The organism is Rossellomorea sp. LJF3 (assembly GCF_037046045.1).
Taxonomy (GTDB): Bacteria; Bacillota; Bacilli; order Bacillales; family Bacillaceae_B; genus Rossellomorea.
Genome location: NZ_JBANLY010000017.1, coordinates 27,676 through 50,839, shown reverse-complemented (window position 1 = coordinate 50,839; position 23,164 = coordinate 27,676). Strand labels below are relative to the sequence as shown.

Sequence of the window (23,164 nt, the reverse complement as noted above, 5' to 3'; positions counted from 1 at the left end):
CTCTGCTCTTTTATGAACAGTATTGAAAACTCGCTAATAAAGGTGGAAACCAGTATGATCACTCCTGATATCAAGAATCGGTTCGTCGGCATCGTCGGTGAAGATAATTACCGTGATACCCCAGCTGAAAAGCTTGTTTATTCCTATGATGCAACACCCAACTACCAATCCATGCCCGATGCCGTCATCGTTCCCCGGTCAACGGGAGAAGTATCGGCAATCGTGAAGATCTGCAATGAGCATGCCATTCCCGTTGTCCCACGGGGATCCGGAACGAACCTTTGTGCCGGTACGTGCCCAACTGAAGGCGGTCTTGTCCTTCTTTTCACCCATATGAACAAAATCCTCGAATTGGATGAAGAAAATTTAACGATCACCGTCCAGCCCGGGGTAGTAACACTTGATTTGATTACCGCAGTTGAAGCCAAGGGACTCTTCTATCCTCCCGACCCAAGTTCCATGAAAATCTCCACCATCGGAGGGAATATCAATGAAAACTCCGGCGGCTTGAGAGGGTTGAAGTATGGAGTCACCCGGGATTATGTCCTTGCCCTTGAAGCGGTCCTCCCGAATGGTGATATCATCCGGACAGGCGGGAAACTCGCAAAAGATGTGGCCGGGTATGACTTGACCCGTCTGTTTGTCGGCTCGGAAGGGACCCTTTGTGTCATCACTGAAGCAACATTGAAGCTCGTTCCCATGCCGGAGACGAAACAGACGATGCTTGCCCTTTATCAGGACATAGAAGCAGCTGCAAAAAGTGTATCGAGCATCATCTCGAATCGGATCATCCCGACGACCCTGGAATTTCTGGATCAGCCTACATTGGAAGTGGTAGAGGATTTTGCCAAAATCGGACTGCCTACGGATGTGAAAGCAGTCCTCTTGATTGAACAGGACGGTCCACCCGAAGTAGTCGCACGTGATATGAAGCGCATCGAAGAAGTGTGTGAAGAAAACGATGCCGTATCCGTTCAACTAGCTAAAACCGAAATCGAAGCAGATGCCCTTCGCACTGCCCGGCGTTCTGCCCTCTCGGCTCTTGCCCGACTTAAGCCGACGACAATCTTGGAGGATGCCACGGTACCCCGCTCCGAAATTGCCAAGATGGTGAAAGCAATCAATGATATAGCCGAGCGCCATGAGTTGAAGATTTGCACCTTTGGCCATGCTGGGGACGGAAACCTCCATCCGACCGTTGCCACAGATGCCAGGGACCATGATGAAATGGAGCGGGTCGAAGCTGCCTTTGAAGAAATCTTCGCCCATGCCATCGAATTGGGCGGGACCATTACGGGGGAACACGGCGTCGGGATGATGAAGGCCCCTTATCTCGAATGGAAACTTGGACCTGAAGGGATTGGTGCCATGAAGATGATCAAGCAATCCTTCGATCCCAATAACATCATGAATCCGAATAAAGTATTTGCGAAAGAATCAAGAAAACGTGTGGTGATTTCAAGATGACGACCGTCAAGGAAAAACAAAAGATTCAACAGGCATTCAAAGATCGCATGGATGAAGATGAGTTGTTGAATTGTATGCGATGCGGATTCTGTCTTCCCTCCTGTCCCACTTATATCGAATCCGGGTTCAAGGAATCACACTCCCCACGGGGACGCATCGCCCTGATGAAGGCAGTCGTCGATGGTGTGATCGAGCCCGATGAAGAAGTCGAGCGCACACTGGACCTTTGTCTCGGATGCAGGGCCTGTGAGCCGGTCTGCCCATCCGGTGTGAACTATGGTCACTTATTGGAAGAAGCACGAGATATCATCAATCAAAATAAAAAGCATACCCTCCCTGCCCGGATTGTCAGGAAGACCGTATTCCAAGGTTTATTCCCACATCCCGACAGAATGAGGATGGTCACGAATCTTCTCGGAATCTATCAGCGTTCCGGTTTGCAGAAGGCTGTACACACTACGGGAGTGATGAAGTTGTTCCCTGAAAGCATGGCCACGATGGAACGCGTACTACCCCAGGTTCCAAAGCTGAAAGAGATGAAGGAACGCCCTACTTCCCTTTCCTCGATTGGTGAGGTTCGGAAAAAAGTCGCATTCTTTTCCGGTTGCTTGATGGATACGATGTTTCTGGAAACCAATAATGCCACCACGAAACTCCTTCAACTGGCAGGCTGTGACATCGTGATTCCAAAGACGCAAACCTGCTGCGGGGCCCTGCATGGACACAGCGGTGAAAAGGATGCCGCCAAGGGACTCGCAAAACGGAATATTGAAGCATTTGAAGCAAACGGGGTCGATTACATCATTACGAATGCCGGTGGCTGCGGAGCTTTTCTTGTCGATTACGATCACTTACTGAAAGATGATCCCGAGTGGCAAGACCGTGCTGTCCGATTTAAAAATAAGATTAAGGATATTTCCTCGATTCTGGTAGAATTGGAGTTTCATAAAAAGACATTGAATGTTTCGCCACAACGGATCACGTATCAAGATTCCTGTCACTTAAGAAACGTTCAAAGAACATTCATGGAGCCAAGAGTACTTCTCCAATCCGTGGAAGGGGCCGATTACGTCGAGATGAAACAAGCCGACCACTGCTGCGGATCTGCAGGAATTTATAATATCGTCGAATCCGACATGTCCATGAAGATCCTCGATCACAAAATGGAAAACGTCGAAGACACCCGGGCAACCACCATCATCACTTCCAATCCGGGCTGCCTCCTCCAAATGAAACTCGGCATCGAACGGGAAGGCCTGTCGGACAAAATGCGAGCCATCCACATCGTCGACTTCCTATTAGAAGCAGTCGACTGAGAGGGACGGACCTCCCCAACCATCCTTTTGCTTCCGCAAAAGAGATGATTGGAGGTCCGTCCCTCGATTTTTATCTTTTTTTGATTTTAAAGAATGAAAAGTAGACGAGGAAGGATAGGATGATTCCATAGGCTGCAAGCAGTGAGAGGGCATTGGTGACATTGGTTGTGAGCCAGATGATGATGGTGGCGATGGCGACGAGTACAGCGCTGATGGTGATGAGTCTGTTCATGGGAGGGCCTCCTTTTTGAGTAGAGTAGGTTCAATAAGTATATACGGTTGGGATGAAGGAAGGTTTCTTTTTGGTTCATTTATCGGCAGATTTTCCGCTTTTGATTCAGCTGCTGTCTTCACCTTGATATTCAGCAGGTGATTCCCCCCTCTGATTCCGCTGCTGAACCCGCCCATCAAAAAAACACCGGACCCCCAAAAAGGCATCCGATGTCTCCCATTCTCATTGACTCGCAATCTCATAAATCTTCAAATTCCCATAAATCAAACGTAAATCAGGGACCTCTACGTCCTTACCCTCGGCAGCCTCCAGTAAATAACCGTATAAATGATCGGCCTCCACTGATAGATTCTTCTCCATATCACGCTGTAGGGAAGACTTCATGCTGTAGCCCATCCCGCTGATTTTATCGTAAAGAGCGTCTTCAATATTTTCTCCAAGGGGCGCTTCCAACTTCCTCATGACCATCGCTGCCTGAGAAAGGACCGCCTTGATCCGCCCCTCTCCTTCACCGGTCTCCCGGATCGGACCGATTGGGGCACGATATAGGGATGTAACTCCTGAAAGGGTGGTGATAAAGAGATATTTATGCCACATTTCCTGCTCGATGGTATCGGATAATCGGAAGCTCGCTTTCGTTCCAGAGAAAGCTTCTTCCAGTCTGGTGATCCGGTCCGTCCGATCTCCATTCCTCTCTCCAAACACCAGGTCATGGATAGGGCTTGTCTGAATGACTTTACCTGAACCATCAAGTGTGGACTCGACAAAGCATAAGCCGCCTATCACCTTTTCTTCTCCGAATGCTTGGATCAGGTCATCGACGTGGGACATGCCGTTTAACAGTGGAAGAATCATTGTGTTCTCCCCTACAAACGGATTTAGACTATCAATGGCCCCTTTCAGGTGGTACGCTTTGGTGGATAATATGACCACGTCAAAGGGCTCTGCTTTTTCTTCAGCCTTAAGGGTCTTCGGCTGAAAGTGATAATCGCCATGAACGCTCTCGATATGAAGTCCATGTTCCTTCAGCAGATGTTCCCTTTTATCCCGCACGAGAAACGTGACGTCCTCACCTTTCTCTGCCAATCTGCCTCCAAAGTATCCCCCGACGGCCCCTGCTCCTACAACCAATATTCTCATGCCATCCGCCTCCTTTTTTGTTAGATCTTCTATTTCATTCTCCAATATGAAAGCGGATAAATCAAAAGTTCTGATCAGTACATCAACCCATAAACCAGAAACCGCTCATATTCGTTCTTCGCGAACTCCCCTGTTAACACAACTTCTTTTCGCAGCTGAAATAATGGATGATCCTCCAGGAAATGAACATAATCATCCGAGCTGTAGTACAGAAGAATCTCGATATCACGTGGAAAGGATTCTACTGATAATAGAATATGATTGATGACTTTAATAAAAATTTGAACGGAAAAGGGATTAAAAAAGTAGAAACGGTTGTCTGCCGGGTTTATCTCATAGTCCTCAGCCAGGCAATGGCGAAAGGAAATCGCATCGTTCCTGATTTTTGTTTTCTCGCGGTAGGACGAAAGATTCCTCATACAATCACCGTAAAACTCGTCGTTCATTTCGACACCGATGACAGTCGATTGAAAAAGATGATGAACAAAGAAGTTCAAGCGGCCTTTCCCACATCCGAAATCCACGACCCGATCATTGCTTTTCAGTTCATAACTCTGAAATAATTCCTGTAATGCCGCGTATGGAGTCGGTTCATAGCGATGATAGTGAAAGGATCTATGAAAGCCTATTTGACGATCGCCCGTTTTGATATTCAGTAATGTATCATAATCATGTTCGGTCATTCTGTTCTCCTTATTGAACCTGCCGTATATATGCTCTCCCATCGTACCACGATTCCCGCTTCTTTTCAGACATTAAAAAAGCAAACCCCTCCTAAAAGGGATTTGCTTTCATATGTCTTACACCCAGCCCAATGCCCTGACAATCGTTGCTACCAGGAATGTGACCCCGATTGCAATCGCTGTCGGAATCGCAAAGGACAGGAACGTCCATTTCTTGCTCTTCGTTTCCTTATAGATATTCACAAGGGTCGTGCCGCAAGGAAAATGGAGCAGGGAAAAGAGCATCATATTCAGTGCCGTTAACCACGTCCATCCATGACTGACGAAGACTGCTTTTAACTCGGTCAGATCATCAAGTTCAAGCATCGCCCCTTGAGAAAGATAGGCCATGATCAGGATCGGCACCACAATTTCGTTGGCAGGCAGCCCGATGATGAAGGCGGCCAGGATGAACCCATCCATCCCAAGTGCCTGCCCGAACGGATCAAGGAACTGTACAAAATGCATGAGGATGCTCGTGTCACCAATATGGATATTGGCGATGATCCACGTGATGATCGAGGCTGGTGCGGCAACGATCACCGCTCTTTTTAACACATACCAGGACTTATCTTTACTCGAGCGTAAAATGGTACTCCAGATTTTTGGACGACGATATGGAGGTAACTCGAGTGTGTAATGGGTCGGAACTCCTTTAAGTGCCGTTTTGGACAGTATCCACGACACCGAAATCGTCACGACAATTCCGATCAACACCATGGTCATGACCATTCCGGCGGTCACAAGGGAAGCCATCCCACCGGCATACCCGGCTGCCATGAACAGGGAAGCAAGCAGGATCAAAGTCGGCCAGCGACCATTACAAGGGACAAAGTTATTGGTCAGGATGGCAAGCATCCGTTCTCTCGGTGATTCGATGATACGCGTCGACATGATGGCAGCAGCATTACACCCAAAGCCCATCGCCATCGTCAAGGATTGCTTTCCGTGGCCTCCCGCTTTCTTAAACAGGCGATCCATATTGAAGGCGACACGGGGCAAATACCCGTAATTCTCAAGAAGAGCAAAAGCCGGGAAGAAAATCGCCATCGGAGGAAGCATGACGCTGATCACCCATCCTGTACCCCTGAAGAACCCCAGAACGAGTACACCGTGAAGCCATGCCGGTGCATTCATGGCGTTAAAGAGCAGGGTCAACTTCCCTTCCATCCAGGCAAATCCTTCCGCCAGCATGCTCGATGGGATATTCGCCCCCGCAATCGTCAAATAAAACACCGCTCCAAGCATGGCAAGCATGATGGGGAATCCCCAAATAGGTGAAGTCAGCACTTTATCCAGCTTTTCGGAATGGATCCGTTCTTTGTTTTTGTATTTTACGACTTCCTTGCAAATCCCTCTGCTCGTCGAATAAATGTTTTCTACAATCTCATCCCGCAGGTTGTCACTCGACATCCCTTTCGCATGATTGAATAAATGCAGAAGACCCTGATCTCCATTATGTGGTTGCATTGACTGAGACATTGGAAAATCCTCCTCCCTTTCGTTCCCTCCGGAAGTAATCATTCAACGAGTTGAGTATGCTTTCGTCTCCATCCAATAATCGCAGGGAAATCCATCGAATCGGAAACTCATCCCCGATCATTTGGCGTACTTTTGGAGAAAGCTCTTCAATTTTCGCTTCGATATCCGCAGAATAGGTCATGCGGTATGGAGTGGTCGGTACATTTCCTTGAGCCATTTCATTTACGGTATCCAGTAACTCTTCTATGCCCGTATTATTTCTTGCCGATATCTTCACAACCGGTACGCCCAGTGTTTTGCTTAGTGCTTCACTGTTTACTTCGATTCCCTTTTTCTTCGCTTCATCCATCAAATTGAGGGCTACGATCACTCGATCCGTCATTTCCATCACTTGAAGGGCTAGGTTCATATTTCTCTCAAGGGACGTTGCGTCCAATACCACAAGTGTCACGTCCGGCTTATCAAAGATAATATAGTCCCTCGCAACCTCTTCATCTGTTGAATTGGAGTAGAGGGAGTAGGTTCCGGGCAGATCGACAATGGTGAAATCCTTCCCCTTATGATGAAACTCACCTTCTGCATGCACCACTGTTTTACCCGGCCAGTTCCCAGTGTGCTGTCTTAATCCCGTCAACAGATTGAATAATGTACTTTTCCCCGTATTCGGATTTCCTGCAAGAGCAATTCTGTATGATTCCATCTTTACGCACCTCCTATTTTCTCAACATGAATCCTTGAACTTTCTTCTTTACGAAGGGCAATCGTGGTATCACTCACCCGAAAGGCCATTGGATCACCGAGTGGGCTTTTTTGAACGACCGCTACCTCGGCTCCCCTTACAAATCCCAGATCCAATAATCTTCTTCTCATGGTACCTTCTAATGATAGTGATGTTATAAGAACGCGGTCGCCTGGTTTACATTCTGAAAGAAGCAGCTTCTTGACTTCGGACATATTTCATTCCTCCGGTAAATTATATTGTCTTTATGTTAAAAAGTTTCCCTTGTGCAAATTATATGTTCATCTTATTCCCTTCACCCCAAAAATGTCAAACAAAGTTTCACATTTTTATAGATATTTTCAAAGGCTATTCTTACAAACTTTTTTACAACAGCGAAAAAGGTATCCGAAAATAAGATACCTTTACCCACTTCCCCATTTGGTTTAATGGAATTCATTGACTTAAAAGAGTTACATAAAACACATCACATGATTAACCTCCTGGTCTTGTGGTAAGTTAAACATGTTGGAATTATTGGATTAAGGAGTGAATGTTCAATGTCTACAAAAGACCAAATCAAGCAAGACATACTAGATGCTTACCATTTCAGACATGCAACCAAAGAATTCGATCCGAATAAGAAAGTATCTGATGACGATTTCAGATTCATTATGGAAACGGGCCGCCTGTCTCCAAGTTCTTTCGGATTCGAGCCATGGAGATTCCTGGTCATCCAAAATCCTGAACTTAGAGAAAAGATCAAGAACACCGCTTGGGGAGCATATGGTAAACTGCCTGAGGCGAGTCATTTCGTCGTAATCCTGGCGAGAACCAAACAGGATACCAAGTACGATTCAGACTATTTACAGGATCATTTCAAAAATAAAAAGAACATGCCTGAGGATCATTTGGCAAAGTATTTAGAACGGATCGAACAGTTCCAGAAGGTTGATTTCGATTTACTTGAAGGCGACCGTCCTCTTTACGACTGGGCCGGAAAGCAGACGTATATAGCCCTTGGTAATATGATGACCGCTGCTGCCCAGATCGGCGTAGACTCCTGCCCGATCGAAGGCTTTGACATTGAGAAAATGAATAAGCTGCTGGATGAGGAAGGCTTACTTGAAGACGGCAGTTTCAGCATTTCTGTCATGGTGGCATTCGGTTACCGCGCTAATGAACCTGCACCTAAATCACGCCGTCCTTATGAAGATATCGTGAAGTTTGTGTAATAATGTGAAAAGGAATCCCGCTTTCGCCGGGATTCCTTTTTTAACCTGTATCTGCCTTCAGGGACTTATGCAATTCTATAAAAACGGTGGTACCCTTATTCAGCTCACTTTCCACTTGGATCTTGCCCTGCATCGAATGCACAATAATAGTGGCTGCCATCATCCCGAGGCCCGTTCCCTCATCTTTTGTCGTAAAGAAGGGTTCTCCAAATCGTTGAATTTGTTCCTTCGTCATCCCCTCACCAGAATCTGAAATGGAAATCATAAGGTTTTCTTTTTCAACCATGGAGATGGATACTTCCCCACCCAGAGGCATGGACTCTATGGCGTTTGCTATAATATTCCCAATGCATTTCCGAAAACTGTTGCGTTGACCATCCACATACACATCATCTATAAGTTGATGGCGGAATGAAACCTGTCCATCCTCAGATTTCAGGTTTTCGATCAGTTCGAGGATGGAATGCTTCACATCTATACGTTCTATTTTATCCTTAGCCGAGTTTGTGAACGTCAAATACTCCTCTATGACATGTGTGGCCTGATCAATCCCTATTAAAGACAGTTCAATAAATTCCCTCTGTGTTTTCTCGTTTCTTTCTTCTTGTACAAGCTGCAGGAAACCTTTGGAGGATGTTAGAGGATTTCGTATCTCATGAGATATACTGGCAGCCAATTGACTCACCACTCTCAGCTTTTCATGTTGGGAGAATGTTTTTCTCAGCATCATTACTTTCCGTATCATTTCCGAAATCATCACAGAGATCATGGTGGCAGCCAAAGGAATGATCACAAGATAAAGATACTCATCCACAGAGATCTCGGCTTGATGGATATATCCAAATAAGAGATTAAAGATCGTCATACTAAAACAGATGGCAACGGCAAAGACCATTTTCTCTTTTTTCTTTGCCCTCAGGAAACCTTTTGAAAAGGCTGCCAAAATGATAAAGCTGATAAAATAGTTGAGGATCACTAAATGGATCAGACCGCTCCCGATGATCAAGTAGCGTAAAGCTATGATGATGACCATCAAAACAAATGATACGACCGGTCCAAAATATAAGCTGGCCAGAAAAAAGGGTATTCTTCGTAAATCGACATAAATTCCATTCGTCAGCTTATGACTAAACAACACACATAACAGGATCGTAACCGTAGAAAGCAGGATGACGATTCCTTTAGAGGGTTGCTTCTTTGTCACATCGTAATAAAGGGCGAATAGCAAGAGTCCCACTACAATAAATAAAAAATTCAATAATAAGTTCGTTAAGACGGAATCATGCATGTCTACACCCCTCTCTCACTTCAATTGGACTATCCTATCAGGAGGGAACTTCACATTCCGGAATCTGCACTTCTTCTTTAATCAGTTGAGTGGAGGCAGAGCTTCCGCCAATCAGTTTACCTTTATGATTAAATAAGGGGTGGCAGGTAACATCATATTCATATGTTTGATCGGATAACGGAAACGAGATTTTCCTTCTAATGGATGTACGAACGTTAATGACCTCTTGCTTTAATTTCATTAATTCCCTGGTACCATCATTATCTTCTAATTCCACGTCCCGCTTACCAATTACTGAAACAGGATCAAAGTCCGGATGGGGGTTGAAAATCCATGTATATCTCAACTCTAAATCAAAATGGGCAATCACCATCGGGGAATCTTGCAGGGCAAAATAAAAGGGACTTTCCTCCAACTCGAAGACGGAAACATGAAAATTCAACAGCTCTGCCAAATCCTCTGCCAACCTCCTGCTTGGTACTCTGACGCCACTTTCAATTTTAGAATAGTAGGACCTGTCGATATGAACTAAATAGGCAATTTCTTCTTGGCTATACCCCTTCAACTTTCTTAATCGTTCTAGCCAATTTCTCTTCTGATGACTCATTCGCATCCCTCCTACAAAACCTTTCTAGTTCTATTATACTGATTCAATATCCAAAAACTATGTGACTATTTTGTCACTATTGCAAAATAACGTAAAACCGACTAAAAGCCCTACATTTAAGGAAAAAACAGAAAAATTCTGCTAGTAAAATGGAATTTTCATCGCCATCCATTCATAAAAAAAAGAACTCCAGGAGTAAACCTGAAGTCCTACATTTAGTTCCGGAACCAATCCGCCCCCTCATCCATATGAACAAACGGAATATCAGTATCCACTTTACCCGTCATTTTTTCCTGTTTAACATCCTTACCCTTTAGCCATTCGGCAAAATCAAAGATAACAGGCTCCCGGTCTCCGCCAAGGGCAAACCATGCTTTCATTTCTTTCGGAAAATAAGCAGATGTATGAATCGTGCCTGCCCAGCTGCCGTAGAGATCCGAGAATACTCCTTTATCACTGTCATTCATTAACCGGAATGCACTATGAGCGTCTTGATCACCCGTTTCCTTAATGATGCTCAATCGCCGCTTAGAATCGACCAGGTGATTTCTGTTCTCATCCGTCATCATTTCAAAATGGTTGGTGCATGCATTGGCTTTCCGAGTCGCCAACCCACGTGGTGAGGTTTCCACGATATACGTCTCCCCACTGTGATCATACACTACATAGCTGAACGAATGCCTATGAGGGATTTCCTTCAGCATGTCGACGGCTTCGGTAACATCTTTACAGGATTCAAGGATCAATCGTCCGATCATACAGCAAATGAAACCATCGCCGGGATTTTTCCGGTGCATGAAGTTATACCCCAATGAGAGGCCATGTTCGTTCATCCCGTCCATCCTGCCCGTCACGCGCTGACTGGGACCGATGATGGCGTATCCTCCATCCGTTGGCTGATAAAACGTATATCTTCCCTCATACGTTTTCGGATGATAATCATAATTCCTGATCAGATAGTCTTCACCCGTTACAATCGAGCAGCCGGACTTCACATAATCCACCCGGTAGCCGCCAAACTCCTTCAGCACCCGCTCCATCGGCCACTGGAGGGCTTCTTGCAGCCCAAGGAGTTCATCCCAGAGCCCTGGGGCAAATCTTCCGATCGCAGTCTTTGTTTCTTCAATACTGATGGAAAACCTGGGTTTTCGTACCTTCCACTGATTCTCACGATTTCTTACCGTTATGGAATCCTTTATCCGTTCCCCTTGCATAAACCCGAAGTCATAATGGGAACCGCGAAATTGAATCACATCGCTATGTATTGTTTTCATGCTAAAACCTCCTTTTCATCAGAATCTATTCTACAAGGATAATAGAATGGATTGGAAAAGGAAAGCAATCGCCATCCCTTATACACGCTTATCAATTGGAAGAAAAACAATGATCACAAAACATATGAGGAATGCCATACCCGTCACCACTAACCCAAGGAAAAAACCGATGAAGGCCATAAATCCGTCTTCACCAGGATACTGGGGTACATACGTGACCCATTGGTACAGGATGAACAAAAAAACAACCAAATAAAAATTGCTTCCGACCGTTCCTGCTTTCCATCGTTCCCCTTTCCCCCACACTTTTGAACGGACAAGTGAACTCCATAGGAGAAGACTCAACGCAGTGGCAAGCATCATAATAACGAGATGAACATATGGAATCATCAGTAGAGTCGTCCCATACAATAGCAGCCCGGTTGTACCGAATAATAATAGATTCATCCCAAACAAAAATACCCCGACTAACCAGGGATTCTGAAACCAATTATGCTTTTTTAGAGATTGAATCCACTTAAACGTATAGATTCTCTCCCTCGGGATTTTCGAAAAAAAGAAAAGCCCGACAATACCCAAAATGAAAAATAATGTCACTTGTTACCCCCCCTGTCATTTGTGGTTTATTTTACCATACAGCTCTCATGTTATGGTATATCTTGTGATGATTGTAGGGGGTATACAATCATCCACCTGTATTCGATCTTGTTCGTTCAGCTGCTGAAATCATCCAATTATTCAGCAGCTGAATAAAAAAAGACGGCCATCAAGACCGTCCACACATCCATCACTTCTTCTTCTCGATAATCTCATCAATGATCCCATATTCCTTTGCCTCATAGGCACTCATGAAGTAGTCACGGTCTGTATCAAATGCAACTTTTTCAACCGATTGCCCCGTTTTCTCAGCTATGATTTCATTGATATGCTCCCTTAATTTCAGGATGCGTTTCGCTGAAATCTCAAGGTCTGTCGCCTGCCCCCTGGCGCCTCCCAACGGCTGGTGGATCATGATTTCACTATTAGGCAGGGCAAACCTTTTTCCTTTCGTGCCTGCTAAGAGCAGCATCGCCCCGAATGATGCCGCCATGCCCGTGCAGATCGTCCGCACATCGGGGCTGATGTACTCCATCGTATCAAAGATGGCGAACCCCGCAGAAGTCGAGCCGCCGGGACTGTTGATATACAAGGAAATGTCCTTATCTGGATCATCTGCTGCCAGGAATAATAATTGAGCAACGATACTATTGGCCATATGATCATTCACTTCGTCACTCACCATGATAATCCGGTCCTTTAATAACCGTGAGTAAATATCGTAGGAACGTTCTCCTTTACTTGATTGTTCAATTACATAAGGTATTGCGTTCATGTCTTCTTCCTCCCTCATTCGTTATGCAGCCATCGAGAGGACGTTCGAAGGCGAAGGAGATACCGGTGGCACCATCTGGACCGGTCCATATGCAAGCAGGGTCGGAATGTAGGCGATGAGCAGACTCGGATCCTGTGCTTTCAGGCTCCGATATAAAATGGCGTTCAGCTCTTTTTGGAGATTTTCATCCCAATATGTGTCACGTTCTATCCATTCATCATCGACGGAGATCTTTTTCAATTTTGCCCTGGACCGGTTCAATAAAGCCTTCACAGCTGTTTCTGTCAGCTTTAGTAGTAAGGCCACTTCAGAAATCTTGTACTGAAAGGCTTCCTTTAATACGAAAGCAACCAGTTGCTTAGGGGTCAATCTGTTAGAAAGCATGCCGACTATCTCCGGACTGATCCACTCTTTTGGATGGTTTTCCACACCTGACTCCGGGACAGATCCAATCCATTCCCTGCTTTCTTTCCGTCCCTTATCGATCCACAGATGATAGGCCATTTTTTTCAGTAAAGCAGGACTCCAACTTTGCCGATCAGGGTATCGACTGAGGGCTTTATAAACAGATTCCTGGGCAAGATCCTCCCCGTCCCATTTGTCCTTTGTAAGAAAATAGCAGTACCGGAACAGTTTTAGGACCATTTCCTCGATCCCTTCTTCGTCCAGGTTGAATACCGATCTCATTTGCATTGTCTTCACTCCTTTGCATCCTCTCATGCTTATAACGGATAAGGTTGTGAAAAAGATATGGGTAAAAGGATGATTTTATTATTATTATATCCCACAGGAGGCAGTCCGGTAATAAATTGGTTTCATTTCCGTCACTGGTCACCCATGATGAGTCGATGATCGGGGAATATGATTAGGTTTATCTCATGGGGTAGGAAAGGCTCGTGCCTGGTAAGAATCAGGCACGATTTTTATGTTGCTCTATTAACCGCCTTAACTTCTCGGGTTCATCCACTCTCAAAGCCACTTTGGATACCTCTTCTTTTCTACCCATGAACAGCGTCGCTTCGACGGGCTCCTTCAATATCAGGATCACTTGAGGATGAATCTCCTCAAAATCTTTCTGTATAAAGACCATGGTGCCTTTACTTGGTTTCTTCTCTCCCCATTCCATCTCCTCGATGTTTGTTAGGGGCAGAATCAGTCGCTGCCTTAATCCCTGCACGACACGCAGCTCGCCATTTTTCACTTCAACAGGATGCAATCGTGTTATTTGGATTTCAGCCAGTACGAGGAGAATGCTGTACACGTTTAAAATGAGCAGGATGAATGACAGGATGGGGATCTTGGAGTGAAGCCACCAGTGAAGACCGATCGTTTCGATAGCAACGGCATGGATAAGCATGATATTCATGGCGATGGCACTGGTCTTATGATGCATTGTAACCGCTCCGGCATGAGCAGGTGCTTTTTTCCGCCAGCTGAAGAAGGCGTAATACACCATCAGAATCTCAGATGCCACGATTCGGATAAGGGGAAGACTGCTTACCTTTCTTTCCACTGCAGGAAGGAATGAAAAGATCGGACCTGTTTCAGATGATCTCATCTCGGTCCGTATGACTGGAATTCTCATGAGGAGAAGGAAGATCAGTCCGAGCTCCGCCAGAAAAAACAAGGCTTCAAAGCTAATCCCGGAGTATAGGAGGATCGTATAGGGTGCGAAGTATTCTTCAGGGATGATGACTCTTGCTAAGACGAGGCCAAATACGACGAATCCGGCCGCCTGCTTCTTTGAAACTTTAAAAGCCGCATATGCCAGTGCCGGTGAAATGATGACCAGATCCACCAAGGACCCAAGTACGGCACCACTTTCAAGTTCAATGGCCAAAAACTGCTGCACGATTGGCTGATACAGCAGTACATTACTTAAGAGAACGAGTGTTAACAGGGCAAGCGCCCATAATGACCATTTCGAGTTTCGGAGAACCATTCCCACACCTCCAATTGACATCTATTCCATTTACTTACATTATAACTCTTTCAGCTTGATTTGAAGAGTTTTCATCATATAAATTAATAAATAGGCAACTGATTTTGTGAATTTCCGTCCACAATTACAGGTAAACAAACAAAGAAGGCTAAGAAAAAAATTCAAACCACCTCCTATTTTCCACTGAATACGGAATGACTTTTGAATCAGACGGGTATAGGAACAAACAGGATGAACACTCTCTGTATAGGAAAATATTCCTCATTTATAAGGTTAATGAAACATACAGGGTCTCCATCCGTAGATACATACCATGAAAAAATCAGAGGTGACCAGTTTGACGTTAATCGACGTACTACAAGAGAGAATTTCTATATACGAAGTGGCAGATCATCAGGATGTTTCAGAGAACATTGTCCATCATTTAGATGATCGCATCATACAGCTTCTCAAGAAGGACAGCGAGTCGCATGCCCGGATTATCATTCACACATCCAGGGGGATGACCGTTACGAGGGACCAGGAGGAATTCGAGGCATTTGAAGAAAGAGAAAAGCATTATAAGAGATTGGATACCATCTGTTCGGTCTTCTTTAGGAAAAAGACGAAAGACAAAGACCGACAGGCATTCCTTGATTTTCTTGATCTCTTTGCCGTCCCCAGCCGTTCACAGAACGACATGCTTTCCTGCTATAACGTTCTGAGCGAACTGGAGACGTATGACGAGGGAACGCGCCAGCACAATAAAGTACTATACAGGAATTTTATGACTGCGGGGGTGGACAAAACAATTATTCTCGGAGTCATGAAACAACTGCATGAATGTTTCACGGTATTCCGTCAATTGTGCAAAATGCCTTCAGCCCAGATCAAAAAAATGATCTCGCCTGCGAAAGTCATCTATTTCACCCTCCTGACCTGGAAGATGATGAAATGGAAGGTGTATAACTTTTGGCATGACCATTATTTTTACCTGTTCAGCAAATGGGAATCGAATCCTGACCGATTTGAAGAAATGTATGAAACCTTATCTCCTTCGCCTGGAAGGACGTTTGCAGGTAATGAATTCAATCAAGACCTGTGTGAGACAATTTCACTTACAAATAGAGAACTGTATATCGACGATTCAAACGAAGAAAGGAATGAAGCAACATGGCATTCCTGATCATACCGATCGCAACCATTCCGTTTCTCATTTATATATTTGCCCTGATGGACCATCACCGGCATTACAGGGTCCTCCTGCGATACGCTTTAATCAGTGCAGGAATTTGGGCGGTAATCTTTTCCGTCACCCTGATCGTAAACCTTCATTACTTGGAGGAATATGGTTTCCCACTCCTTCCAACCGGATCAGAAATCAAGATCATGTTGATGGTTTGCGGATTATTATTGGGAATTATCATGTTGATCGTCATCCTGATGGGAATCTTTTCACGAACGCCATTTTTGCAATCAATCATGCAAAGCTCTCCCATTTTCATTGTCATAAGCCTTTTATGCCTGACCATGATGATGATTTTCATTTTCGTCCTGCCCGTCGCAGAGAAATCCACCTACGCTGCGGCCATGAAGCGAGCGGATAAATCTTTAAGCGATATGGATACACAAACCGATCAGCCGATTGGGATGACGCTTTCGTTGTCACAGCAGATTTGCTACTCAAACTCCTCATCCTGCAGGGGATCGGATTATTCCAACCTCGTATTCATGAGGAATTTTGAGGACCGTGACCTGCTGGTCCAAGTTCAGATTGCGTTTTATGATTCTTCGGGGAATGTAATGGACACCATTGAAACGGGCACCATGGCCATTGGTGCGAATGAAACGATCCCCTTCCTCCCAAAAAGTGAAACCCCGAGGGACAACAGCATGTGGAATCGGTTTACCATTGATACGGATGAACGCACGGCAAACATTCAATATCGCTACCGGTATAAAGATGCCAATTAAAAGAAGAAGCCCCTGCTCGATTCAGGGGCTTCTCACTTTTTAAAGCATGACCTTATTTCTTCATAACGGGAACCCAGACCTCGCACCTGTAATCCTCGTCATTCGGATTCCCCGGCGGATATAATTCAAATTCAGGTGCATCTCCATGCTCATACCCTGTAGACGGGAACCATTCAGAGAAAATCCGTTTCCACACACCCTGGATCGCGTCAGGCATCGGACCGACCGATTCAAATACTGCCCATGTGGAAGCAGGTATCTCCTTAACCTCCAGCGGGGGATGAGTCTCAGACTTCTTTTCTGATCCGATAAAATAGGTGAAATCTTCATTAGGATAATCAAACTCCATGCAGATTCCGAGCATTTCATCATTACCCGCAGCCTCGCAAATCTCACTGTCCAAGCCGGAAGTATTCACCTCATCCCAAAATGCCGGAATCTCCTTCAAGTTTTGGCCATTATTGGTTGAGACTCTTTTCCCTTTTCCAATCACCCGAAAGGCTTCTTTTTCGACGATTTTATAATTCATTTCAACTTCCCCTTTTAATTGGATTTGGAAGGAGATACGCGGGAATGCTTTCAAAGGAGTTCCCGATTCTTTCACCTGGGATGGGGAAACACCGTGAGCTTTTCGAAACGCCTTCGAGAAGGATTCGGGTGTTTCGTATCCATACCTTAAAGCGACATCAATGACCTTCACATTCGGCTGATTCAATTCCTGAGCCGCAAGAGTCAGCCTTCTTCTCCGGATGTACTCAGCTACAGTGCAGCCTGTGACTAAAGAAAACAGCCGTTGAAAGTGAAACTTCGAGTTCAGCGAGAGCCTGGCAAGCTCCTCCATCTTGATTTCCCCTTCAAGATTTTCCTCTATATACTGAATGCAGTCATTCATCCTATGAAGCATTTCCATTTCTGATCTTCTCCCCACTACCCTAATGTACCATTCAAATAATCGGTACACCTGTCAATTTGTGCACTGCTATGACCGGTTATATTCTATTCGATAATTATTAGCTCCTTTGCTAATACTAATCTTCACCAAGTCACTACTTCTACACTCTTTCACCTTTCTCCTCTTTTCGTTGACACGAAACCATATGGTGTTATATCATTAAAATGAAACCAATTGGTGTTATTTTATCCACAGAAAGCAGGCGAGAAATATGAAATCAAATCAAAACAATCAGCTTCAAGATATTACCCAGACCGTCCTCTTCAATGCCCCCATTCAAAAAGTATGGGACACCGTCTCCACTTCAGAAGGCATATCTACATGGTTCATGCCTAATGATTTCCAACCAGATGAGGGTTATGAATTCCACATTCAGTCCCCTTTCGGTCCGTCTCCATGTAAAGTATTGGAGGTGGATGCGCCTCATAAGCTGTCCTTTTCCTGGGATACGGATGGCTGGTTCGTCACATTTCTTTTAAAAGAGGTCGGGACACAAACCGAATTCACGTTGATTCATGGTGGCTGGAAGCATGATGATGCCGTTGTTTCAAAACCGAACGAAAAAAGCTCCGTTATCCGGGAACGAATGGAGAACGGTTGGGTCGGCATAGTGGATCAGCGCCTTCGGAAGGTTGTGGAGGAATAAGTGTCTGCCGTTAAACATGACGTATTCCAGGCGATTGCAGACCCGACCCGCCGGGAAGTGCTTCGCCTTCTTTCAGAAAAAGAGATGCCCATTTCGGCTCTGACTTCCCATTTTCCGATGAGCCGGACCGCCATTGCCAAGCATCTTGCCATCCTGACAGAAGCCGAGTTGGTGTCAGGTGAAAAAGTCGGCAGGGAAAAGATCTATCGCCTTCATCCTGAGCCCCTCGCAGAACTAAAGGACTGGTTAGCCTATTACGAACAGTTCTGGAGCAATAAACTGACCAAGCTGAAATACGTTCTGGAAGAGAATAATGAAGATTGAATAATAAGAGGGACGGACCTTTGTTCCAAAGGTCCGTCCCTCCTATCATTATTTCACTTTAATCACGATTTTCCCTTTTGCGTGGTGCGTTTCACTGAGTGCGTGAGCGTCTTTTAATCCTTGTTCGCTCAGTTCGAAAGTTTCTCCAATCACTGGCTTTAATTGACCGGATTTATAAAGGTCGGCAAGCTTTGAGAGTTGTTCTCCTTTTGGATCCAGCCAAAGGAATTCGGCTTTCACTCCGTACTTAGCCGCTTCCTCCTCTTTCGGGGGCTCTGCAATCGATACGAGCTTTCCATTTTCCTTGAGGACTTTATAGCTGTTCGACTGAACGTCCCCGCCCATGGTATCCAGCACCAGGTCGAAGCCTTGTAACACTTCACTAAAGTCTTCTTCTTTATAATTGATGAATTGATCGGCTCCCAATGATTGGACGAACTCTTCATTCTTTCCGCTTGCCGTTGTTGCGACATGCGCTCCGAAGCTTTTGGCAATTTGAATCGCAAAATTCCCTACCCCACCGGATCCTGCGTGGATCAGCACCTTATCGCCTTCTTTGATTTCACCGAAGTCGACTAAGCACTGCCAGGCTGTCAATCCGGCCAGAGGGATGGCCGCCGCATCTTCAAAGCTCATGTTTTCAGGCATTTTAGCAAGCAGGTCTTCATCCACAGCCACATATTCAGCGTAGGTACCTTCCCTTGTCGTAGCCGGCCTCGCAAATACACGGTCACCCACTTCAAATCCTTTTACATTCTTCCCTTTTTCAGCGATCACTCCCGCTGCATCCCATCCCAGGATGATCGGGAATTCAAAGTTCAGCATATCTTTTAAATACCCTGCCCTCACCTTCCAATCGATGGGGTTGATGGATGTGGCATGATTTTCGAGCAGGATTTGATTGTCGCCGATCGCCGGCCGATCGATTTCTTTTTCCTGTAAAACGTCTTTGTCTCCATACTGGTTGATGATGATGGCTTTCATATCACTACGCCCTCCTTGTTTGTGAACATACGGTTTATCTTCCCTCTTATTCAGGGTATTTAAACAATGGAGAGCCCATCGTCATTCATGAAAGTGTTTTACTGGATTCTTCCCTCACACTATTGTAAATTTAAGACAAACTACATAGTCATAAACATATGGGAATCTATCTTTCTAAAGGAGGAACACGATGCAACACTACAATCTCATCATCAATGGAGAACAAACCGGATCGGATCTTGACAAGAAAGAGGTAACCAATCCCGCTACATCGGAAGTGATTGCCACCATTCCGAATGGAGGAAAAAAAGAGGCTTCGCAGGCGGTGGATGCCGCTCATGAGGCATTCAAGGAATGGTCCCAATTCTCTGCGTACGAACGAAGTGAACTCATTCGAAAATGGTATGATCTTATTAATGAAAACAAAGAGGATCTTGCACGCACGATGACCATCGAGCAGGGAAAACCGCTAAAAGAGGCACTCGGCGAAATTCAATATGCCAACGGATTCATCTCCTGGTATGCTGAAGAAGGAAAGCGGGTTTACGGGGAACAGATCCCTGCCACTCAGCGGAACAAGCGATTATTCGTCCATAAGCAGCCCGTCGGAGTCGTAGCGGTCATCACTCCGTGGAACTTCCCTGCAGCAATGATCACACGCAAGGTTGCACCGGCACTTGCCACCGGCTGTACGGTCGTCATCAAACCGGCAAATCAAACCCCTTTGACTGCATTAAAGATGGCTGCCCTTGCTGAAGAAGCGGGCATCCCGAAAGGCGTCATCAACGTCGTGACAGGAGATTCGAAATCCATCGGGGAAGCATGGATGGAAGATACACGCATCCGGAAACTGACCTTCACCGGCTCAACCGAAGTCGGTAAGGTCCTGATGAAGGGGTCTGCGGACACCGTTAAGAAAATATCCCTGGAGCTTGGCGGGCATGCACCTGTCATCGTAATGGCCGACTCTGATCTAGAGAAGGCAGTAGATGGTGTCATTGCCTCCAAATTCAGGAATGCCGGCCAAACCTGCGTCTGCTCCAATCGGATCTATGTCCATGAATCCATCGCAGATACTTTTTCTGAAAAACTGGTTGAAAAAGTAAAAGGGCTGAAAGTTGGAAATGGGCTAGAAGAAGGTGTCGATATCGGCCCATTGATAGATGAGGATGCCATCGAGAAAGTCCGCAAGCATGTGGAAGACGCCGTAGACAAAGGAGCTTCCGTTGCCTACGGAGGAAAAGGAATAGAAGGGCTATATTTTGAGCCGACTGTTTTGACGAACGTCAACGATGACATGCTGTGCATGAATGACGAAACATTCGGACCCGTCGCTCCGATCACCACCTTCAAAACCGAAGAGGAAGCCATCGAACGGGCCAACGACTCCATCTATGGCCTCGCTGCCTATGTCTTCACCGATAATATCACGAAGGGAATCCAGATCAGTGAACAACTTGAGTACGGTATTGTCGGATTGAATGATGGGTTGCCATCGACTCCACAAGCTCCATTCGGAGGATTCAAGCAAAGCGGCCTTGGCCGTGAAGGCGGTCACCAGGGTATAGATGAATTTTTGGAAGTGAAGTATATTTCCGTTGGATTGTAAGCATACAGCACAGACAAAGGCACGCATCCCCATGCGTGCCTTTGTCTATTTTTTTTTAAAACGTTCCCTGATTTCCCGGTACAGATACGATGCCCCGGCCATTAGGAATAAGAAAATGATAAAATTCATATTTTCCGGTCCGGTAAACCCGTCAAACCCTTGCAAAAACAAGAATAGCATCCCGAAAGAAAGATAGATTGCCGCTGCAACATGCTTCATGGATCCAACTCCCCTACTCTTTCTATATACATATTCCAGACTTGTTGCTTGCATAACTGAAGATAGAGAAGAAATTAACATTATAGTAGGAAAATTCATTGACGACACAAATGGCCTGTGCTAGATTGTGAGTATTAATGAAATTTTTTAAAAAGAAGAAAAGTATGAATATAGCAAATCTACTTTTGCATCCGAAAGTTTGGAACATACGGAATATGGTTAGTTATGCGAGTTCAGACTCGTCCCTGATCAGGGGCGGGTTTTTTCATGTGCTATGTAAAATGTGACGGATGGCCTATCAGTCGGTCATGAATTTGGAGGCGTGTTTATGAGAAAAAGAGATGTCCTGATTTCGGGATTTATGCTTTTTTCGTTATTTTTTGGTGCAGGGAATTTAATATTCCCGCCCTATCTCGGGATGGAATCGGGAACCCACTTTATAGCAGCGATTTCCGGTTTTATTTTAACGGCGGTGTTCCTGCCTTTTTTGACGATCATTTCCGTATCCCTTTCTAAAAATGGATTATTATCGATTGGTGAGCGGGTCCACCCCGTTTTCGGGATTGTTTTTGCCATCGTGATTTATATGTCCATCGGTGCTCTTTACGGAATCCCGAGGGCTTCCAATGTGGCGTACGAATTGGGATTTTTGCAAATGGTCAGTGTGGAAGGTCGGCTTCCATTATTATTATTCTCGATCGCTTTCTTTGGATTGACCTACTTGCTCAGCATCAATCCTAAAAAAGTGATTGATCTCGTCGGACAATTTTTAACACCCATATTACTCTTAGTACTGGCTGTACTGTGCGTACAGGCTTTTATCACCTTCGATTATACCGATGCAGAAGCAAGCCAGAAGTTCCAGTCAGCACCGTTCCTGAAAGGCTTCCTTGAAGGGTATTTCACGATGGACGCCGTGGCAGCCCTGGCTTTCGGCATTGTCATCATCAATGGATTGAAAGATAAAGGAGCTTCCGGAAATAAAGAGCTGATCCGCGGAACCATCAGTGCCGGAATGATTGCCGCCATTGGACTCGTGATGGTGTATCTTTCCCTCGGGTGGATCGGACGGGTGATTCCCCATGAAACACCTATCAGTAATGGTGCAGAAATACTCGTGTTAGCATCTCAGCAACTATTTGGGTACAGTGGCAATCTCCTTTTTGGTTTGATTGTGATGATTGCCTGTTTGACGACATGCATCGGACTGATCAATGCGTGCGGACGCTTTTTTCACGAGATTTATCCAAGATACTCATATAAAGCATATGTACTGATTTTCATCCTGATCGGGATGGCTGTGACCAACCTCGGACTGAATATGATATTAAAGGTCGCCACCCCCCTGCTTGTTCTCATTTATCCCGTGGCGATTGTACTCGTAGCCCTTTCCCTCTTTCAGCACTTCTTCGGGGAAAGCAGAAGGATGTATGTGTATGGTGTCAGCATCGCGGCGGTCTTTTCCTTATACGAAATGCTGGCAAGCCTCAACGTGAACATGGAAGGAATTCAGGCCGCCATCAGCCATCTTCCCTTGAGTGCAAATGGACTGGCCTGGACCACCCCCGCCCTATTGGCCGTCATCATCGGATACGGACTGGACCTCTTTCAAAAGAAAATCATTTGAGGGACGGACCTCTCAAAAAAAAGCAGCAAGAGGATGTGACCCATCACATTCCCCT

25 protein-coding genes are annotated in these 23,164 nt (G+C 45.4%); 9 read left to right on the top strand and 16 right to left on the bottom strand.

The annotated features are described in order from the left end of the window. The first annotated feature begins 54 nt into the window (after positions 1-54). The gene (gene glcD / locus V8G47_RS15575; protein WP_336200918.1) at positions 55-1,467 is read left to right on the top strand and encodes a glycolate oxidase subunit GlcD; all 1,413 of its coding nucleotides are present in this window, start codon (positions 55-57) and stop codon (positions 1,465-1,467) included. Next, the gene (locus V8G47_RS15570) at positions 1,464-2,783 is read left to right on the top strand and encodes a (Fe-S)-binding protein (RefSeq protein ID WP_336200917.1); all 1,320 of its coding nucleotides are present in this window, start codon (positions 1,464-1,466) and stop codon (positions 2,781-2,783) included. The genes glcD and V8G47_RS15570 overlap by 4 nt, the downstream gene beginning before the upstream one ends. 70 nt (positions 2,784-2,853) lie before the next feature. Here V8G47_RS15570 and V8G47_RS15565 read toward each other — a convergent pair whose 3' ends face one another. The 6 genes from V8G47_RS15565 to V8G47_RS15540 all read right to left on the bottom strand — a co-directional run bounded on the left by V8G47_RS15565 (position 2,854) and on the right by V8G47_RS15540 (position 7,313). Then, positions 2,854-3,015, bottom strand: coding sequence for a hypothetical protein (locus V8G47_RS15565; protein ID WP_336200916.1), 162 nt, complete (start codon positions 3,013-3,015; stop codon positions 2,854-2,856). Between the two features lie 222 nt (positions 3,016-3,237). Beyond that, positions 3,238-4,155 (bottom strand): ketopantoate reductase family protein, encoded by a 918-nt coding sequence (locus tag V8G47_RS15560; RefSeq protein WP_336200915.1) that lies wholly within the window; start codon positions 4,153-4,155, stop codon positions 3,238-3,240. A 74-nt stretch (positions 4,156-4,229) separates the two neighbouring features. After that, positions 4,230-4,838: a class I SAM-dependent methyltransferase gene (locus tag V8G47_RS15555; protein WP_336200914.1), complete on the bottom strand. Its 609-nt coding sequence runs from the start codon at positions 4,836-4,838 to the stop codon at positions 4,230-4,232. Between the two features lie 117 nt (positions 4,839-4,955). Continuing rightward, positions 4,956-6,347, bottom strand: a complete 1,392-nt coding sequence (locus V8G47_RS15550; protein WP_336200934.1) for a nucleoside recognition domain-containing protein — start codon at positions 6,345-6,347, stop codon at positions 4,956-4,958. Beyond that, positions 6,334-7,059, bottom strand: coding sequence for a FeoB small GTPase domain-containing protein (locus V8G47_RS15545; RefSeq protein WP_336200913.1), 726 nt, complete (start codon positions 7,057-7,059; stop codon positions 6,334-6,336). The genes V8G47_RS15550 and V8G47_RS15545 overlap by 14 nt, the downstream gene beginning before the upstream one ends. A 2-nt stretch (positions 7,060-7,061) precedes the next feature. Beyond that, on the bottom strand, positions 7,062-7,313 hold the full coding sequence (locus V8G47_RS15540; RefSeq protein WP_336200912.1) for a FeoA family protein: 252 nt from the start codon (positions 7,311-7,313) through the stop codon (positions 7,062-7,064). Positions 7,314-7,637: 324 nt separating this feature from the next. On the opposite strand from V8G47_RS15540, the gene V8G47_RS15535 reads away from it, so the two are divergent. Continuing rightward, entirely contained in the window at positions 7,638-8,312 is a 675-nt protein-coding gene (locus V8G47_RS15535) for an NAD(P)H-dependent oxidoreductase (protein WP_336200911.1), read from the top strand. 40 nt (positions 8,313-8,352) lie between these two features. On the opposite strand, the gene V8G47_RS15530 is transcribed toward V8G47_RS15535, so the two are convergent. From V8G47_RS15530 to V8G47_RS15500, 7 genes are all read right to left on the bottom strand, one after another. Beyond that, the gene (locus V8G47_RS15530; RefSeq protein WP_336200910.1) at positions 8,353-9,600 is read right to left on the bottom strand and encodes an ATP-binding protein; all 1,248 of its coding nucleotides are present in this window, start codon (positions 9,598-9,600) and stop codon (positions 8,353-8,355) included. 37 nt (positions 9,601-9,637) lie between these two features. After that, the gene (locus V8G47_RS15525) at positions 9,638-10,207 is read right to left on the bottom strand and encodes a helix-turn-helix domain-containing protein (RefSeq protein ID WP_336200909.1); all 570 of its coding nucleotides are present in this window, start codon (positions 10,205-10,207) and stop codon (positions 9,638-9,640) included. Positions 10,208-10,422: 215 nt separating this feature from the next. After that, positions 10,423-11,481, bottom strand: a complete 1,059-nt coding sequence (locus V8G47_RS15520) for a C45 family peptidase (protein ID WP_336200908.1) — start codon at positions 11,479-11,481, stop codon at positions 10,423-10,425. A gap of 78 nt (positions 11,482-11,559) precedes the next feature. Next, positions 11,560-12,078: a hypothetical protein gene (locus tag V8G47_RS15515; protein WP_336200907.1), complete on the bottom strand. Its 519-nt coding sequence runs from the start codon at positions 12,076-12,078 to the stop codon at positions 11,560-11,562. 190 nt (positions 12,079-12,268) lie between these two features. Then, the gene (gene clpP / locus V8G47_RS15510; protein ID WP_286163088.1) at positions 12,269-12,871 is read right to left on the bottom strand and encodes an ATP-dependent Clp endopeptidase proteolytic subunit ClpP; all 603 of its coding nucleotides are present in this window, start codon (positions 12,869-12,871) and stop codon (positions 12,269-12,271) included. 3 nt (positions 12,872-12,874) lie between these two features. After that, positions 12,875-13,546, bottom strand: coding sequence for a sigma factor-like helix-turn-helix DNA-binding protein (locus tag V8G47_RS15505; RefSeq protein ID WP_336200906.1), 672 nt, complete (start codon positions 13,544-13,546; stop codon positions 12,875-12,877). A 217-nt stretch (positions 13,547-13,763) separates the two neighbouring features. Beyond that, positions 13,764-14,795: a beta-carotene 15,15'-monooxygenase gene (locus V8G47_RS15500; RefSeq protein WP_336200905.1), complete on the bottom strand. Its 1,032-nt coding sequence runs from the start codon at positions 14,793-14,795 to the stop codon at positions 13,764-13,766. A 313-nt stretch (positions 14,796-15,108) separates the two neighbouring features. Here V8G47_RS15500 and V8G47_RS15495 point away from each other — a divergent pair, with 313 nt between their 5' ends. Next, positions 15,109-15,960, top strand: a complete 852-nt coding sequence (locus V8G47_RS15495) for a hypothetical protein (RefSeq protein WP_336200904.1) — start codon at positions 15,109-15,111, stop codon at positions 15,958-15,960. After that, positions 15,948-16,748, top strand: coding sequence for a hypothetical protein (locus tag V8G47_RS15490; RefSeq protein WP_336200903.1), 801 nt, complete (start codon positions 15,948-15,950; stop codon positions 16,746-16,748). Before V8G47_RS15495 ends, V8G47_RS15490 begins: the two co-directional genes overlap by 13 nt. Positions 16,749-16,800: 52 nt before the next feature. Here the strand turns inward: V8G47_RS15490 and V8G47_RS15485 are convergent, their stop codons facing one another. Further along, positions 16,801-17,658 (bottom strand): AraC family transcriptional regulator, encoded by an 858-nt coding sequence (locus V8G47_RS15485; RefSeq protein ID WP_336200902.1) that lies wholly within the window; start codon positions 17,656-17,658, stop codon positions 16,801-16,803. 253 nt (positions 17,659-17,911) lie between these two features. Here V8G47_RS15485 and V8G47_RS15480 point away from each other — a divergent pair, with 253 nt between their 5' ends. Both V8G47_RS15480 and V8G47_RS15475 read left to right on the top strand, forming a co-directional pair. Further along, the gene (locus V8G47_RS15480; protein WP_336200901.1) at positions 17,912-18,346 is read left to right on the top strand and encodes an SRPBCC family protein; all 435 of its coding nucleotides are present in this window, start codon (positions 17,912-17,914) and stop codon (positions 18,344-18,346) included. Further along, on the top strand, positions 18,347-18,670 hold the full coding sequence (locus V8G47_RS15475; RefSeq protein WP_336200900.1) for an ArsR/SmtB family transcription factor: 324 nt from the start codon (positions 18,347-18,349) through the stop codon (positions 18,668-18,670). Positions 18,671-18,718: 48 nt separating this feature from the next. Here the strand turns inward: V8G47_RS15475 and V8G47_RS15470 are convergent, their stop codons facing one another. Continuing rightward, positions 18,719-19,654 (bottom strand): NADP-dependent oxidoreductase, encoded by a 936-nt coding sequence (locus V8G47_RS15470; RefSeq protein WP_336200899.1) that lies wholly within the window; start codon positions 19,652-19,654, stop codon positions 18,719-18,721. A gap of 190 nt (positions 19,655-19,844) precedes the next feature. Between V8G47_RS15470 and V8G47_RS15465 the strand changes: the two genes are divergently transcribed. Continuing rightward, the gene (locus V8G47_RS15465) at positions 19,845-21,263 is read left to right on the top strand and encodes an NAD-dependent succinate-semialdehyde dehydrogenase (RefSeq protein WP_336200898.1); all 1,419 of its coding nucleotides are present in this window, start codon (positions 19,845-19,847) and stop codon (positions 21,261-21,263) included. Between the two features lie 45 nt (positions 21,264-21,308). On the opposite strand, the gene V8G47_RS15460 is transcribed toward V8G47_RS15465, so the two are convergent. Continuing rightward, complete coding sequence (locus V8G47_RS15460; RefSeq protein WP_336200897.1) at positions 21,309-21,482, bottom strand: hypothetical protein; 174 nt, start codon at positions 21,480-21,482, stop codon at positions 21,309-21,311. A gap of 328 nt (positions 21,483-21,810) precedes the next feature. On the opposite strand from V8G47_RS15460, the gene brnQ reads away from it, so the two are divergent. Continuing rightward, a complete protein-coding gene (brnQ, locus tag V8G47_RS15455) occupies positions 21,811-23,109 on the top strand; it encodes a branched-chain amino acid transport system II carrier protein (protein WP_336200896.1) in 1,299 nt (432 codons plus the stop codon). Positions 23,110-23,164 lie beyond the last annotated feature (55 nt).